The following is a 16010-nucleotide window of genomic DNA, read 5'->3' as shown; positions in this document are numbered from 1 at the left end:
AGCAGACATAAAAAAGCGTCCCACTGAATATGCTCAGTGGGACGCTTTTTTATGTCACAGGCGAAGCATTTACTCGCTAACTACACCTCGATACCTGGCGTAGTATCTGGCGTAGTGGCAGTATGATTACGCCGGGCAGGCCAGAGTAGCAGATAAAGGATAAAGGCTGCAACAGGCACCAGCAACATAGCAGCGTTCAGCCAGCCTGACCAGGCCAGTTGTGGTGGCTTAAATAGCAGGAGTTTCCAACCGATCATCGTAGTGTAGTAGGCAAAGAAAGCCGTAACCGAAAAAGTAAGTCCAAACGCCATGGCAGCGCGACTCAGGCGTCCCATTCTCGTTCCCGAGAGGCAGAATGGCACCAGCGCAACCAGCCAGATCAGGTACCAGGAGAAGAACCAGGGAGCAGTCAACAAAAATCCTGCCAGCGAGGCCATGCTCACCAGTGCAATCGTGCGTGTATTCGGCGCACGCCACAGATAGATACAACCAATCGCAATGGGTACAAGCATCGCCAGCACATTTGCCACGTTCCACAATTTCCGGCTCTTCAAAATCGCCAGGGACGCTGGTAAGGCGTGGGCCTTATCCATATAGGCGAAGGTGGCCAGCACAGAATTGATCGACTGCGAATTTGAAGGAAGGTCGTTAAAGCCATGCAGGATCGCGGATGGACTATGGCCGATCCAGAAGGGTGCATATAGAACCACCGTCATCACCGCAAAGGCACAGGTAGCAATGATCGCCGACCGTAAAGCTGGTAGCCAGACTAGCTGGCCTTTTTTGCTATCAGCTTGAATGGTTGCAAAGAAGAGGGCCAGTACAAAAACCGCCAGCACCGGTGCCGCGCTAAATTTGACCAGGAAAGCAGCGGTAAAGGCCAGGATCGGTGGAATATAGCCACGCCACTGCAAAAAGGTTCCAGCACGTTCAGCTCGTGTACTCAGATATAATCCCAGCAACATAAATGTCATCATAAATACGTCGTTGTGCGCGCTCAGCCCGGTCTCAAGTAACGCCAATGGATTCCAGGCATAGAGCAGTGCGCCCAACAATACAATATGCGGAGAACGACGCATAGTGCGCAAACTGGCAATGATCAGAAGAATATTAGCGAAATGGCAGAGCAAGGCAAAGCAGCGGAAGACAAGAATGAGCGACATCTGGGTTGAGCCACCCATGAGACATAAAACAGCACTGACCAGCGTCCAGATGGGTCCATAAATGGAGACCGTATCCTTCCAGTACAACAAGGAATAGATCGCGTCATGTGGAAAGGCAGAAGGCGCTACAAAATACGGGTTGGCCCCATATTGGGTCAATAACCTTCCATAACTGGCGTACGCATAGACATCCGTGGTCAGAATGCCAGGCGTAAACAAATAAATGAAGCCACCAAGCAAGGCACCAACCCAGATGATCACCAGCATATATTTATAGAGGCCGGACTTTTTCTGGCGATAAATAAACAGCGCAGCCAGACCATAAACAGCAAACATGATTGCCAGTAAAGCCATCATTTCAATAAAGCTGGTACGATGGATCGACAGATAGCGGTCATCTGAAGCGCTACGCAAAGCAGTAGCAGGAAGCCAGTGTCCCAACCACTTGAGTTTTAAGCTCAACCAGAGGTTCGTTTTAAAACCAGCTACAGTATACAGAACAGAGACCATCATTAAAAGACTTAAGAGATACACGCCCGCATAGCACAGCAGAGGCCAGAGAGAGAGCATCCTCTGCTTTTCATGTGCCGAATCCTTCATAGAAGGCGTGTCAGCAGTTTTTATAGAGTTTTCCAGCAAGAATTACTATCTCCTACAAAGACTAGTAGCAAATATACACTCTCTTATACTTAATTCATTGTCAACGACTTTACCCCACGACGGATGCGTCTTCCTTGCCGCACCTGTTGGGCAGACATACGGTCCTTTTGCGCTTCCAGTTTGACCAGTGGAAAAGGACGATTGAACTGCGAGGTAAAAGACTCGGCTCGCCCATCAGTGAGCTCTGCACGCCGCTCATAAGAGCGAGCCAGTATATCTCGCTTCAACTCATCTGGCGCTTCCGTGAGGAGAAGATGAGCCAGGGCAAAATCAGGTTTTCCCTGATCCGCATAGGCCTCGGCCACGGACAGTCCGTCAACCCCTTGCGCTAATTGCTGCTGAGCTCGTTCGATAAACACAGCATTGAGTATATTACTATACAATTCATTAAATGAATTGGGCATGTTCGGCTCCATTTGTTGGCTTACCAGATAGCCACCTGCTGGCTATTAGATAAGAGCGTATAATCATATATCTTTAATAGTATCATACATTCTATATGATGGCAGAAAACAAGTACTCCTGCCTGCACCGATAAAACAATTCGGTCAATAGATAATCAAGCCAACCAGGTCTACTCTCGCAAAGATTAAAAAAATCATTTGGTGCGATATAAGCGAATTGTGACCGTCCGAGTTACAATCTGATTATCGAACCGATAATGCTGGTCCAGCCATTGCTCTGCCTTTCGCGCCTGCGTTGCGTCTGCATCCGTAGCAATACGTCCAGTAATCATAAATATGCGTGGATGCTCTCGTGCATATGTTGCCAGTGCAATTGGATCGATGGCAAGAGCAGGATTAGTTTGTGGCAGGTCACGACTAAACTTGTCCCATGAAAAAGCTCCAGGGCTATCCTCGGAAAAATGTGTCCCGTCAGGATATGCATGCAAATAATATTCAACAGCAATCTGACACCCCTGGGTTGTGGCATTATCATAACAAACCAGCCCATCATCGGGTTGAGAACGTGCAAGCAACCAATGTACTGCAGTATTCCATTCTTCAATCTGTGCATTAGGATAATAATGAGGCACAACCAATAATGCCGAACCAAGTAACAGACAGATCATCAGCACTTGTAAAACCCGCCACTGCCAGATGACAATCCCTAAAACTGCTAATAAGCAAAAAGGCGGTACAACTACGACCAGATAGCGCGTTGAGAACAGTCGCAAAGAGCCCTGTGAGACAAGATAACTCACCACAATCGGTACGACAAACCAGCAGAGCAGTATCCAAACAAATGGCCATAATTGGGAAAGGAGCTCTGCTTTTTGTATCACAGGTCTCCGTTGCCCGGCGCTTCGTAAGCGAGCAGCAGTGAAATGTATCCAGGTAGCCAGACACATTACCAGGATCCCCATAAGAATAGACCCACCAACCACGAACAAATAGCGATTATTGCTGCCGCTAATAATGGTGAAAAGGGATAATAACTCATGTAGATGGGGGATAAAAAGCCAACCAGTTTTCGATCCATGCAAGCTTTCGAGGAACATCGGAATACTCGCAAGCGCGACTACCACAAGACTCAACAAATAAGCTGGCATGCGACTACGAATCTGTAAACGCCATTCTGTGGGCAGCACCAGGAGGCCAGCAAGAGCAATGAATTGCGCAAAGATCACAAAGAGGCTAAAGAGGTGTGTATAAATTGCCAGGGTCGTCACGAGAACATAACTTATCCACCAGCGTTTCTCGTGCGAAACTTTCTGCATCGCCAGCAACAAAGTAAACCAGGACAGCATCAACAAGAGCAATTGAAGAGCATAGGCACGTGTCTGCTGAGCATATACTAATTGCAGATAATTGGTTGCATATAATACAGCCGCAACGGCGGCGACTAATGTTCCCAGATAGCGTCGCGCCAGCAGGAAAAGGAGGCCAGTGCTTAAGGCAGAACAGAGTACTGATGGGAAGCGTACGACCCATTCAACTGGTAGAAAGCCAGACCAGCCAGTTAACCTGAGCCAGAAGTGAAGCAACAAATAATATAATTCCATATTTGGCTCTGGACCAAATATAGTTCGCCAGAGTACTGGCAAAGGTTGTCGCGCAAGCTCAACCGAAAACGCTTCGTCAAACCAGATACTGGCTCGCCCTAAATACAACATATTCAAAATAAATGACAAGAGAGCTAGCAAGATACATATCAACCAGGTAGCAGGCGTGGCAGTTATGCCTCGACGTAATCGTGCTATCCGGGAAATATGATTATCCTGTAATGTATTACTATCATGCACCATGGCGAGCAATCCTTATGACTATATTGTGAGAATATACCATGCTCAGAATAAAGTCTCATCTTAATAAAGTATGCAATAGAGATTACTACATAGAGACGAGCAATCCCTTTTACAGTCACCACAAAACACCAGACTAAGCTATATCTGCTATTCCCCAAAGCCCAATCAACATGATAGCAGAGGAAATCACGCAGGATATGCCGCCAGTACAAAGATTGTTAACAGCAAAATAGTTTTTGCGCAAGCGGGTATGCTGTTAGCGATAAGCTCAATCTGCTATAATAACGAGAACTTGCATGTGCGTGGAGGATAAGGACTTACATTATGCCAGAACAATACCGGGCCTTACAGGGCTTTAAAGACATTTTACCAGAAGATCAGCCGTACTGGCGCTTTATTGAAGAGACAGCGGCCGAGGTAGCACGGCTCTATGGCTATCAGCGTATCGACACACCTGTGCTCGAAGACACCTCTGTCTTCCGTCGTACCTCGGGAGAGGCGACAGATATTGTTGAGCACGAGATGTATAGCTTTGATGATCGTGCCGATAAAGAGGGCCGTCGCCAGAATATCTCATTGCGACCCGAGGGTACGGCTGGCGTGGTGCGCGCATATCTGGAACACGGTATGTTTAAACTAGCGCAGCCAGTTAAGCTGTACTATCTGAGTATGTCAATGTTTCGCCGTGAACGACCCCAGGCCGGTCGGCTCCGTGAACACCATCAATTTGGCTGTGAAGCATTAGGTGAGGGTGATCCAGCCATCGATGCCGAAATTATCGGTATGCTGTATCAAATCTATACACGCCTGGGCTTACAGAATATTCGTGTGCGCTTAAATAGTATTGGGGATCAGAACTGCCGCCCACAATATATTGAGAAGCTGAAAGAATATTATCAGCCGCTACTCAGCGACTGCTGTAACGATTGTCAGACGCGCTTTCATAAAAATCCTTTGCGCCTGCTGGACTGTAAAAATCCACAGGATCAAAAGAAGATCGCTGAGGCACCGCGTATTACACATAATCTTTGTGAACCCTGCCAGGAACACTTTGCAACCGTGCAGCGCTACCTGAAGTTTTATGATGTCCCTTTTGAGGTCGATACACTGATTGTGCGTGGATTGGATTACTATACCCGCACTGTTTTTGAGTTTACCTCGACAGTCGACAATGTTGCCCTCAATGGTGGTGGCCGTTATGATGGTATGGCTGAGATCTTCGGTGGTCCACATACACCTGGCATTGGCTTTGGGGTCGGTATTGAGCGTGTGATCCTGGAAATGAAACGCCAGGGCATTGTGCCTCCCGCCGAAGCAAAACCAACAGCCTTTGTGGTCTACTTTGGTAAGAGTCAGGAAATGACAGATACGGCCGCCAGACTTACCGCTGAACTGCGGAAGGCAGGACTTAAAGCCCTGACAACCTATGGTGGGCGCAGCACAAAAGCACAAATGAAGCAGGCTAATGCATCCGGGGCGACCTTCTCAATTATTATTGGTGATGACGAACTGGCTAACGGCACCGTTGTCGTTAAAAACATGCATATTGGCCCTGAGAGCAGCGAGAATAAGCAGGTTTCGATCAAACAGTCTGAACTACTATCCTATCTCAGAGAGCATCAGCAATAAGCTTCCAGGAGTCTTCTATTGTATGGTGATAAAAAATGTGCCGCACACGTGCGGCACATTTTTTTTATCACCATATGATCAATCTAATGAGTTGTAGGCGGTCGCGGATCGGTCTGATCGTCATCCTCTTCGTCCACGTTATATGGAGGTACCTCGATGGGCACACGATAGCCACCGCTATAGCTATTTGTGACAGGGGTATCCGGCTGCTCTTGCTGATCTATCTGTACTGGGGCACGTAAGTCAGTGGTAATAGCCTTCATCAAACGCTCCACACGATCCCAGCGAGCCGGGAAACGATCTGAATAGAACTGTTCATGACCCTCAGTATCATAGATGTAGAGCACATATTCTTGCTCCGAATAGCGATAGCGTACCGTGGTATAGGGTATGCGTACCAACTCAACCACTTGCAGGGTCGGACGCGGGAAGGTCTGTGGGTCAAACCCTGGCCTATCCGCCGTTTTACGCTCAGACTCAACCAGTTCAACCGTCGTACGCCAGACATCAGACGGCACGAGGTCTGGCGGTGCGTCCATATGTAGCGTTTCATTGACCTCAGCGCTATAGACCAGATCCCCCTCGGACTTCGTGAGCAGTTGAGCCGGAATCACGTTCTCGCCAATAAAACGGTTCTGTGAACGCAGATCAAAGTGGCGCGTAACCTCACGATGGCGTACCACTTTTCCGGTACCGCTACAATTAGAGCACAAGGACATCTTCGCACCCTGACAGGTCGTACAGACACGTTTGCCATTGCCACAGGAACAATTGACCTCACCATTCACACAATCCGGACAGGGAACCGTTGGTCCTTTACCAGCTGGATCGGTATCGACAGGATTAGGAATGGGGACACCCTGTTGGCGAATGCTATCAAAGACATCTGAGAATTTATTGCTGAAGTTATTGGCTACACCTTCAACCTGCTTTTTGAGGAACGGCTTTTTCTCTCCTGGCGTCCAATCAGAAACATAGCCCCGACCACGACAGGTGTTACAGCGCTTCCTGGTGCGGCCTTTACATTCAGGACAAACAATCCAGCCGCGCCCATTACAACCTGAACATAAGACATGTCCGGTACTGTTACATGAGGTACAGGAAACAATCTCATTCATGCTATCCAGGCGCGTACGGCTCGGGGGAGCCTTCAAACCAGTGACCTCGGGAAGCTCATAATCCCAGACTGGCAGGACGGGGCGCGGACGACTGGTGGCATGACCAGCATATGGTTCGCTAATGATCTCCATCGCCCGTGTCTCCCAGCGTGTTTCCAGCGAGATCTCCCAGATCTCATCGACACGTGTTGAGAGGATATCCATATAGGTACCCAGCTCGCGCGCCACGCGCCAATTCTCATTGCTCCAGGCATTGATCAACTGACGCAGACGCTGCTCTTCCACACTGGAAGCCTGGCGTGGAGTAGTCGGGGGTGCCTGCACTTGCTGCCAGTAATCTCCAGCCTTATCCACCACCCGCTTAATGCGTACCTGAGCTTCATTTGCCCCCTGGGCCACAACACGTCGTATCTCTTTTAATTGCTTATCTATATCATCCTGGGTAGGTCGACCGGTATTATTATTATTATTATTTGTAGTATGTGGATCTTGATCCCATTGATCACCCATGTGAGATTACCTCCCTTACTCTCAAGAGAAAACCGTACAATGAAGAAGAGGTCCTGCACCATTACAAGGCCGTCATCAATGATTATTTCACTATTATGTACGTGAAACGAATATGAGAGTTGTAAGAGCTACATATTTCTGCCAATGGGATGACTCTTCAGCCTGTTTGTAAGCTGAAGAGTCCTGGCTTTAGAGGAGGGGGAAGATCTCTTCCTGTATGGGGACACCTGTCACTTCGGCATCATCTTCGAGGATCAAGAGGTCGACCTCGCTGCGAATGCCAAATTCCGGCAGGTAGATGCCTGGCTCAATAGAATTGCAGGTATAGGGAAGCAGGGTGCGCTCGTCCTGGCTCTCGAAATTATCGATATTGGCACTATTACCGTGTAGTACAGTACCAATACTGTGGCCGGTACGATGCACAAAATAATCGCCATAGCCTGCTTTTACAATTACGTTACGCGTCGCATCATCGACTTCTCGACCTTCAACCGGATGGCCGGCGGCCAGACGCTCACGCACATAGGCGATACCGCTATCACGGGCATTGCGCACAACCTCAAACACCTCACGCTGCCGGGCAGGAATCTCATCACGCGTGCCGGCAAAAGCTACCCAGGTATAATCACCAAAGACTGCATCCGGACGGGGTAGTTTGGCCCAGAAATCAAAGAGTACCAGATCACCACGCCGAATCGGACTATGCTGCAAAGCGGTTGGCTCATAGTGAGGATTGCCGCTGTTAGCATTCACAGCCACTATTGGTAATTCATCCTCCGGCAACTCAAGTCCAGCCTGCTCGATCAGGGCGACAAAACGCTGCTGGACAGTGTATTCATCCAACTCTTTGCCAGCGCGCAGATCATCACCTAATTGCGCAAACAGTATATCCTTGGCCGCCATCAAGAGACGTCCTGCTTCACGCTGAGTATAGATCTGCTCCTGAGTAAGTTGGGCAATGAAACGCTGGGCCAGATTAGCCGAGGAGACAATCTCCAGGCCGAATGAACGCAGCAATTCAACTGTGCCAGCATCCACGCGCGAAACATAAGGAATAGCGTTCATCGGCGAGTATTCCATCGCCAGGTGCGCTCGCGCTGGCAAAATTTCACGTAAATGGGTATGCATCTCCTGCCAGGTTCTAAAAAGTACGCGTTCGCCAGGCAGAGAGCGCAAAATATGGGGCTCAACGGCACTGATCAAGGCTGTAGGCACACCCTGAGCAGGCACATAATAGAACCAGCGCCGGGTATACATAGCATCCGTTGACAACTGTAAGATCTGATACGCGATCGGATTAGATTTTCGGAAATCATAGAAAAGCCAGCCATCCAACTGCGCTTCTTGCAAAACGTGCTGAATATCTTCAATATTCATCAGACGACCTCCCAACAAAATACATTTCGATTCATTTACCATACCACTATATCACTACATCCAAACAGCTTTGAATAATCCACCAGGATCAGTGCGACGATTGTGAGTGGTAGTGCATTTGTATTAACACAATATGTTCACGCACTACTTATAAATAAAATATAAAGGGATAAAAAAGAATGCCGACGCCTTCATCTCAAGAAGAGAATCATGCTGAAAACATAGATGAGGGAATTTCGACCTCTTCCCAACCAGCGGATCAAACATTGCGGCAAAGAATATTGACCAGTCCCCTGGTTGCCGGACAAACAATAAAAAAGAAGGTGCGACGTAAACCGCTAAAAATTCTTTTATCTGTATGTGCGATATTATTGATCCTGGGCGGTGGCAGCGCCAGCGCGGCATACTATTATTTCCAGAATACTATTCAAAAACCGCTCAAGCAAATTATTCGTCCGGTGGCACGTTCAACCCAGGAACAGGCGGGCCAGCCAACGGCTACGGAGGATGTATCCAGTGGCGTGGTTCAAGGTAAAACCTGGAATATTCTCTTGTTAGGGAGTGACAATGATCAAAAATATGTCTTCCCCAATGTCTTAACACAGGTAATGATGGTCGTACGCGTAGATACGATCCACAATACCGTTACCATGGTCTCTATTCCACGCGACTCCTGGGTCGCCATACCAGATGGCATGGGTATGCATAAGATCGATCAGGCCTTTTCGTTGGGAGTCCAACAAAGCGGTAAATTTGAGGATGGAGTCCGTCTGGCACGGCAGACAGTCGAAGCAGACTATGGTATCCATATCGATCGCTATGCCTGGGTTGGCCTGGATGGCTTTGCTAAAGTCATCGATACATTACACGGTGTCGATATCAATGTCGAACATCCCGTGGTCGATGACACATACCCCAATGATGTAGGTGCAGGCAGTAATGCCAAAGACCAGAATGCATACAAGCGACTGTATCTTGCACCCGGTCCCCAACACTTAGATGGTCATGAGGCGTTAGAGTATGTCCGCTCACGCCACTCAGATCTGGTGGGAGACATAGGCCGTACCCAGCGCCAGCAACAGGTACTCGAGGCATTAAAACTCAAACTGAGTGTCTCAACCATTTTGCAAAACTTCTCGCAATTGCTCAATGACGTTTCAGGCAGCCTCTACACCGATTTCAGCGAAGAAGAGATGCTCGCCTTTGCCAACTATGGACGCACCTTACTGAATAATCCTATCGATCACATCACACTCGGTACCGGTGAAGGGGCAGCAGATTATGGAGATCTTGCCACTATCTATGATCCATCGGTAGGGAGCAACCAGGATGTCGTTATTCCCCATTGCGAAACCATTCAACCGACAATTAACCGTATCTTTCAATTAGGAGATACCCAGAGCTGTCGCGTCAATGGTTAAACTTAAGAAAGTACCGGCAGCGCTGGTACGAGCGATAAAAATGGCTGTGATACAATAGGCACAGCATTAGCATTGCCACAGCAAAAAGGAGCCATTTTGATCGAGTACCAGTATGAAAATGTTCGCTATCTCCAGTTTAGTCACTATCGCCCTTTTTCAGAACTTCAACATGGCGTATTTACGCGTCTCGGTGGTTATAGCGACGTTCCCTATCAAAGTTTAAATACCTCTGCTCCTCCTAGAGGAGGTGGTGATACATTTCCCAATGTCGTGCGTAACCGCCAGTTAGCATTACAGGCCTTACAATTATCCGATATGCCCAGCGCAACTCTCTGGCAGGTACATGGAGCCGATGTATTAACATTAGACCTTCAGGATCACTGGCGCACCGACTGGGCCAATATGTCCTATTATGAGTATGCCTGGACTCCCACTACGATTCGGCAAGGAGATGCCATGATCAGTCAGGAGCATGGCGTGGCAATGGCACTCTCATTCGCCGACTGTGTTCCCATCACCTTCTATGATCCAGTCAAGCAGGTCATGGGTATTGCGCATGGCGGTTGGCGAGGAACCGCGCGCGGAATAGTAATGGCGACGGTTGCGGCCATGCAAGACAGGTTTGGCTGCCAGCCACAAAATATTTATTCCGGCATTGCACCCGCTATCGGACCCTGCTGCTATGAGGTATCACAGGAAGTACAGGATCTTTTCCTGGGCCGTAAGGAGTTTACCGACAAGCCCACAGAAGCGATCTATCGTGAACGCATCAATGCCTCAGCGACCTTCTCCACGGTGGAGCTTGAGACTGGACCCAGTTTACGACTGGACCTCCAGGAGACAAATCGCCAGCAACTGCTTCTGGCCGGAGTCAGTCCCGAACATATTGAAGTGATGCGTATCTGCACCGGCTGCCATACCAACCTCTTTTTCTCACATCGTAAAGAGCATGGTAAAACAGGACGCTTTGTGGTAATTATGGCTCTGAAATCCTTGTCCAGGCAGGATTAAATAGCGACACAGCTAACGATCTGACGGGCATAAAAAGATGCCAGCCCAGGTGGTCACAAACCTGGCTGGCATCTCATGATAGGTATTCTGGGTACGAGTGATCCCAATTACATCATACACGGCTAGCAAAACCAAACGAGCACTATCATCGCCATCAAGCAACGCCAGACGACAATAAAGCAGCCCGGCAGAAATACCGGGCTGCTTTATTGATTAAAGAGGAATATTGCCGTGTTTTTTGGGAGGATTGGTATCACGCTTATTCTTCAGCATCTCTAGAGCGCTGATCAATTTTACGCGCGTATAACGGGGTTCAATCACCTCATCAATATATCCACGGCTGGCCGCAATATAGGGATTGGCAAATTTGGCATTATACTCAGCGATGAGTTCTTTACGGCGCTGCTCTGGATCAGCAGCTTTATCAAGCTCATCTTTAAAGAGGATATTTACCGCGCCCTCGGCTCCCATGACCGCAATCTCAGCAGTTGGCCAGGCATAATTGATATCACCACGGATGTGCTTGCTGCTCATCACATCATAGGCACCACCATAAGCCTTACGGGTAATCACCGTAATCTTGGGCACGGTTGCCTCACAATACGCATAGAGCAGTTTCGCACCATGGCGAATAATACCACTGTGTTCCTGACCCACGCCTGGCAAGAAGCCTGGCACATCCTCCAGCGTAATAATGGGAATATTAAAGCAATCGCAGAAGCGCACAAAACGCGCCGCTTTATCCGAGGCATTAATATCAAGCACACCGGCCAGAACTTTTGGCTGCTGAGCAATAATGCCCACCGATCGGCCATTTAAGCGCGCAAAGCCAACCAATATATTCTGTGCGAACAGCTCCTGTACTTCAAAGAAATCCCCATCATCCACAATATTATGAATAACCTCTTTCATATCATATGGTTTACCGGGATGGTCGGGAATAATCTCGTTCAGAACATCAACCACGCGATCAGCCGTGTCTTTAGGTGTGTAGATTGGAGGATCATCCACGTTATTGGAGGGAAGATAGCTTATCAGGCGGCGAATCATACCCAGACATTCAGGTTCGCCCGGACTGGAAAAATGAGCCACGCCACTCGTGCTATTATGGACCCGGGCTCCTCCCAGGTCTTCAAAGCTGACATCTTCGTGTGTCACGGCTTTCAAGACATTGGGGCCGGTCACAAACATATAGCTGCTCTCTTCAACCATAAAAATAAAATCGGTAATCGCAGGCGAGTAGACCGCGCCACCGGCGCAAGGTCCCATAATCGCTGAGATCTGCGGCACAACCCCGGAAGCCATCGTATTGCGCAAGAAAATATCGGCATAAGCTCCCAGACTGACAACACCCTCCTGGATACGGGCACCGCCGGAATCATTTAAGCCAATGACCGGGGCACCATTACGGGTCGCCAGATCCATCACCTTACAGATCTTTTCGGCATGTGCTTCCGAGAGCGAGCCACCAAAGACGGTGAAATCCTGTGAAAAAACATAGACGAGGCGACCATCAACCTTACCATAGCCGGTTACCACGCCATCGCCAGGAATCTTTTGATCATCCAGGCCGAAGTCGCTGGTACGGTGAGTCACAAACATATCCAGTTCGTTGAAGCTTCCTGGATCCAATAACAGGTCGAGGCGTTCGCGTGCAGTCAATTTTCCTTTTTTATGTTGCGCGGCAATGCGCTTCTCACCACCTCCACGCAAAGCATCTTCTTGCAAGGTCTGTAGTTCAGCAATCTTTTCTTGAGTGCTTTTCAATACAGCCGTTTCCTGTGAACTTCGCTCTCCAGTAGTCATGGTTAAATTATCTCCATTGATTATATGTAGTGGTTTTTAACGTAGCTTAAAGTATAACACTTCCTGCCTATGGCGGGGGAGAGAGGGGGATAGGGTTTTGCGGGGGACGGGGGTGTCCCTCGTAATCACCCTCTCACGCCACTGTTTAAGCAGGAGGTGCAGGAGGACGGCTAGTCCTCCTGCCGGGGGCTCGGGGTGTCCCCCGTAATTACCCTCTCCCCTCTCGCCGCCGCAGGCGGCAAAATAATGTGCTACTAATTAGAACGAGGGAGCAGCGATTCCTGAACAAAAAAATATGGAAGAATTATACGCAGTCATGATCGAACAATCGACCGTGTATGATTCTTCCATTACTATGTATGCAAAGCTTAAACGTCAGGTCTACATAAAAGGACACTAAAGATGCTGGCAACGCAAAGAAATTATGCCGGGCGCAAAGTGATTCGCCTTCTGCAGATATTCCTGTTCATTTGCCTCGATCATCAGCTTATGCATGACCACAACGTCACCATCGGGTAGCGGCTCGGCTGGCTGTAAGCATAACTCCATCACAGCACAGCCACGTTCATACACCTTTACCAGACCACCGCCGCCAGGAATACGATACATCCGGTTATCAATTGTGGGGCTCGGCACTTCAAGGTAACCAAACTTGATCAATTGCTGATACTGATTTTCAGAGAGCATCTCACGCATAAGTGCTTTAGCCCGACTCTCGGCTGAGAGGTGCTCACTCACCGACTCACGTAAACGGCCCACGCTCCCATCGGGAGATTGGGATAGGTAATAAATCGCGAGCAGGAGAAACAGCAACCAGATACCGAGGAATAAACTTAGCGTCTCCAACATAGCGAATTACACTCCTCACCCACCCACAACACGAGGTACGAGGACAATTTGCTCGGCAGTACGATCAAATTTGTCGATACGCTCTACAGTTTTACCTGGCTCTACTTTGAAGGCGGTGGCTCCTTTTTTGCGCTCATCAGTAAAGATGCGCTCAGCCTCTCGAATGGCCGCCACAGCATCTGGATTCTGGGCTTCTACCTGCTGGGTATCCCAGATAATTCGATCGTCGCCGCGACGGGACATGACTCGTAGCATACCCACAGTCTGTCTCCTTCTTCTGTACAAAAGCCGACACATTACCGAGCCATATTCCTGGCTTCTCAGCAGCAAGGAACATATTGGAATAATTTGAGCATAGCATGCAATCATAAACGCGTCAAGGGTAATGCATTAAGCAGACATAAATATAGCTGAGTAAATGTATGGCTCTATGAACATAAAGCCAGGAGGTAGTAGCGTTTTTTGCTAACTTAACAGGCAGGGTAAAATACAGGTGAAGGTGCTTCCTTGTCCAGGAGCGCTTTCCAGGATTACGGTTCCGTGATGTAATTCAATCAACATCTTCACAATCGCCAGCCCTAATCCCTGGCCTCCAGCGCGCCCATCAGGAGCCTGGAAGAAGCGCTCAAAGATACGTTGATGAAACTGGGGCTCGATTCCACATCCTGTATCTTGTACTCGTAGTTGCAGCCATGCTCTGCTCATCTTCTGTTTCAACAATAGAACCGGACATTTCATGCCCCGCATCAACCCGGCTAACAGAAATGGAGACCCTACCGCCGAAGGGGGTAAAGCGCAGGGCATTATTAATCAAGTTGCGTAATACTTGTTGCAAGCGGACCGCATCAGCATACAGACGAGGCAAATCAGGTGCGATATCCACATGCATTTGAATGCCATTATCCACCGCAGTCAGTTCTAACTCTTCGACAGCATTCTCAATCACTTCTGGTAAGTGAATCAGTTCACGGTTCAACCGCATCTGCCCCGAGTCTGCACGGGAAATCAAGAGCAAATCTTCCAGGAGCGCATAGAGATTTTCACTGCCAGCACGCGCTCTCTGGGCAAATTCGCGCTGCTCATTGGTGAGTTCCCCACCAACCCCGGTCAACAGGAGATCCAGATAACCATTGATGGCATTCAGGGGTGAACGCAATTCATGGGTAATCATGGATAAGAATTTGGCCTTACTGCGAGCGGCATCGCGCACAGCCGTCATATCACGTGCAATTACCAGGCACACAGGCGCATTTTTCAGCGCGACAGGAGTCACGCTGATACCAAGTAAACGCACAGTGCTAGCAGTACGAATATCTACTTCGGTATAATCCAGAGATTCCTCATGCGCTATGGCATGCTCAATCATACAGCCATGATGGCAGCACAACGGCTTCTGCTCATCATTACAGCCAAAGACATCCGCGCAAGCACGACCCACCAGTTGAGCGGGCTGCAAACGAAACATCTGGCCAAATGCTGGATTGACCTCAATAAAACGCTGCTCCTCACTGATCATAGCGATCCCATCAGAGCTTGCAGCTAAAATAGTGCGCAGATAATGCCGATCACGCTCTAACTGGCTGCCCAACTGCTGGATCGTCCTTGTCTGCTGTACATTCCAGATCGCAAGGGTAGCCTGATTAGCAAAAGTCGAGATGATATGCAGATCCTGCACAGAAAAGACAGCGGGCTCTGCACTGGTAACCGTCAATGTACCAATACAAATATCTTCATGCATCAGTGGTACAGAGCATAAACTCGCCACGGATGCCCATGCACTATCCTGCGTCCGACTATCCTGACGCGTATCAGGAATACAGAGTAACGTACGCTGTTCGATCACCCGGCCAGCCACACCAGACTCAGGATAAAAGGGAATACAGAGCATGCCATCCTCAGCGGCCTGGTTACTGGAACACGTCATCAAGGAAGAGGAGGAAGGATGTAAAAGAGCAATCGTGCACTGCATAGAGGGAAAAATACTGCTCACATTAAGCACGCTGGTACGCAGGATGCGTAACAGATCCTGACTGTCAGCATCAAAGGAAGGGGCATGCTGCAAAAATTTACGATCATAGATAGAAGGCCTGGGTGATGTCATTAACGCTCTCTTTTACTTCGTTGTTGATAACAGCATAAAACGCACATCAGCATGCAATCCCGCCCTACACATCATCTTTTCCCTTCAAGGTCAGCACCGTATGATACTTTTGCATAG

General features: G+C 48.7%; 13 protein-coding genes. 3 read left to right on the top strand and 10 right to left on the bottom strand.

Features of this window, described 5'->3' with window-relative positions; translation table 11 throughout:
• Positions 1-80: 80 nt before the first annotated feature.
• From KDW_RS12600 to KDW_RS12590, 3 genes are all read right to left on the bottom strand, one after another.
• Positions 81-1733, bottom strand: a complete 1653-nt coding sequence (locus KDW_RS12600; protein WP_162005179.1) for an MptA/MptB family glycosyltransferase — start codon at positions 1731-1733, stop codon at positions 81-83.
• Positions 1734-1852: 119 nt separating this feature from the next.
• On the bottom strand, positions 1853-2227 hold the full coding sequence (locus KDW_RS12595) for a hypothetical protein (RefSeq protein WP_151756281.1): 375 nt from the start codon (positions 2225-2227) through the stop codon (positions 1853-1855).
• A gap of 194 nt (positions 2228-2421) precedes the next feature.
• Positions 2422-4071 (bottom strand): glycosyltransferase family 39 protein, encoded by a 1650-nt coding sequence (locus tag KDW_RS12590; RefSeq protein WP_151756280.1) that lies wholly within the window; start codon positions 4069-4071, stop codon positions 2422-2424.
• 324 nt (positions 4072-4395) lie between these two features.
• Here KDW_RS12590 and hisS point away from each other — a divergent pair, with 324 nt between their 5' ends.
• Complete coding sequence (hisS, locus tag KDW_RS12585; RefSeq protein ID WP_151756279.1) at positions 4396-5700, top strand: histidine--tRNA ligase; 1305 nt, start codon at positions 4396-4398, stop codon at positions 5698-5700.
• A gap of 83 nt (positions 5701-5783) precedes the next feature.
• Here the strand turns inward: hisS and KDW_RS12580 are convergent, their stop codons facing one another.
• Complete coding sequence (locus tag KDW_RS12580) at positions 5784-7328, bottom strand: DnaJ-like cysteine-rich domain-containing protein (RefSeq protein WP_151756278.1); 1545 nt, start codon at positions 7326-7328, stop codon at positions 5784-5786.
• Positions 7329-7517: 189 nt separating this feature from the next.
• Positions 7518-8705, bottom strand: a complete 1188-nt coding sequence (locus KDW_RS12575; protein ID WP_162005178.1) for a M24 family metallopeptidase — start codon at positions 8703-8705, stop codon at positions 7518-7520.
• A gap of 179 nt (positions 8706-8884) precedes the next feature.
• Here KDW_RS12575 and KDW_RS12570 point away from each other — a divergent pair, with 179 nt between their 5' ends.
• Together KDW_RS12570 and pgeF are read left to right on the top strand one after the other, a co-directional pair.
• The gene (locus tag KDW_RS12570) at positions 8885-10126 is read left to right on the top strand and encodes an LCP family protein (RefSeq protein ID WP_151756276.1); all 1242 of its coding nucleotides are present in this window, start codon (positions 8885-8887) and stop codon (positions 10124-10126) included.
• Between the two features lie 96 nt (positions 10127-10222).
• Entirely contained in the window at positions 10223-11137 is a 915-nt protein-coding gene (gene pgeF / locus KDW_RS12565; protein ID WP_162005177.1) for a peptidoglycan editing factor PgeF, read from the top strand.
• A gap of 213 nt (positions 11138-11350) precedes the next feature.
• Here pgeF and KDW_RS12560 read toward each other — a convergent pair whose 3' ends face one another.
• The 5 genes from KDW_RS12560 to KDW_RS12540 form a co-directional block, all read right to left on the bottom strand.
• Positions 11351-12943 (bottom strand): acyl-CoA carboxylase subunit beta, encoded by a 1593-nt coding sequence (locus KDW_RS12560; RefSeq protein ID WP_151756274.1) that lies wholly within the window; start codon positions 12941-12943, stop codon positions 11351-11353.
• A 396-nt stretch (positions 12944-13339) separates the two neighbouring features.
• A complete protein-coding gene (locus KDW_RS12555; protein ID WP_151756273.1) occupies positions 13340-13792 on the bottom strand; it encodes a hypothetical protein in 453 nt (150 codons plus the stop codon).
• A gap of 15 nt (positions 13793-13807) precedes the next feature.
• Positions 13808-14047, bottom strand: coding sequence for a hypothetical protein (locus KDW_RS12550; RefSeq protein WP_233097786.1), 240 nt, complete (start codon positions 14045-14047; stop codon positions 13808-13810).
• A gap of 210 nt (positions 14048-14257) precedes the next feature.
• On the bottom strand, positions 14258-14497 hold the full coding sequence (locus KDW_RS35865) for an ATP-binding protein (RefSeq protein WP_162005176.1): 240 nt from the start codon (positions 14495-14497) through the stop codon (positions 14258-14260).
• Positions 14418-15893 (bottom strand): GAF domain-containing sensor histidine kinase, encoded by a 1476-nt coding sequence (locus KDW_RS12540; protein ID WP_151756270.1) that lies wholly within the window; start codon positions 15891-15893, stop codon positions 14418-14420. Before KDW_RS12540 ends, KDW_RS35865 begins: the two co-directional genes overlap by 80 nt.
• Between the last annotated feature and the right edge of the window lie 117 nt (positions 15894-16010).

The sequence above is a fragment of the Dictyobacter vulcani genome, assembly GCF_008974265.1.
Taxonomy (GTDB): Bacteria; Chloroflexota; Ktedonobacteria; order Ktedonobacterales; family Ktedonobacteraceae; genus Dictyobacter; species Dictyobacter vulcani.
Note: the sequence above shows the minus strand (reverse complement) of the source record. Positions and strands in the feature narration are given on the sequence as shown.

Coding starts and splice junctions, on each gene's coding strand:
- KDW_RS12595 (WP_151756281.1), bottom strand. CDS start 2,227: ATGCCCAATTCATTTAATGAATTGTATAGTAATATACTCAATGCTGTG.
- KDW_RS12560 (WP_151756274.1), bottom strand. CDS start 12,943: ATGACTACTGGAGAGCGAAGTTCACAGGAAACGGCTGTATTGAAAAGC.
- KDW_RS12550 (WP_233097786.1), bottom strand. CDS start 14,047: ATGCTACGAGTCATGTCCCGTCGCGGCGACGATCGAATTATCTGGGAT.
- KDW_RS12555 (WP_151756273.1), bottom strand. CDS start 13,792: ATGTTGGAGACGCTAAGTTTATTCCTCGGTATCTGGTTGCTGTTTCTC.
- KDW_RS12575 (WP_162005178.1), bottom strand. CDS start 8,705: ATGAATATTGAAGATATTCAGCACGTTTTGCAAGAAGCGCAGTTGGAT.
- KDW_RS12580 (WP_151756278.1), bottom strand. CDS start 7,328: ATGGGTGATCAATGGGATCAAGATCCACATACTACAAATAATAATAAT.
- KDW_RS12570 (WP_151756276.1), top strand. CDS start 8,885: ATGCCGACGCCTTCATCTCAAGAAGAGAATCATGCTGAAAACATAGAT.
- KDW_RS12540 (WP_151756270.1), bottom strand. CDS start 15,893: ATGACATCACCCAGGCCTTCTATCTATGATCGTAAATTTTTGCAGCAT.
- KDW_RS12600 (WP_162005179.1), bottom strand. CDS start 1,733: ATGCTCTCTCTCTGGCCTCTGCTGTGCTATGCGGGCGTGTATCTCTTA.
- KDW_RS12590 (WP_151756280.1), bottom strand. CDS start 4,071: ATGGTGCATGATAGTAATACATTACAGGATAATCATATTTCCCGGATA.
- KDW_RS35865 (WP_162005176.1), bottom strand. CDS start 14,497: ATGAGCAGAGCATGGCTGCAACTACGAGTACAAGATACAGGATGTGGA.
- hisS (WP_151756279.1), top strand. CDS start 4,396: ATGCCAGAACAATACCGGGCCTTACAGGGCTTTAAAGACATTTTACCA.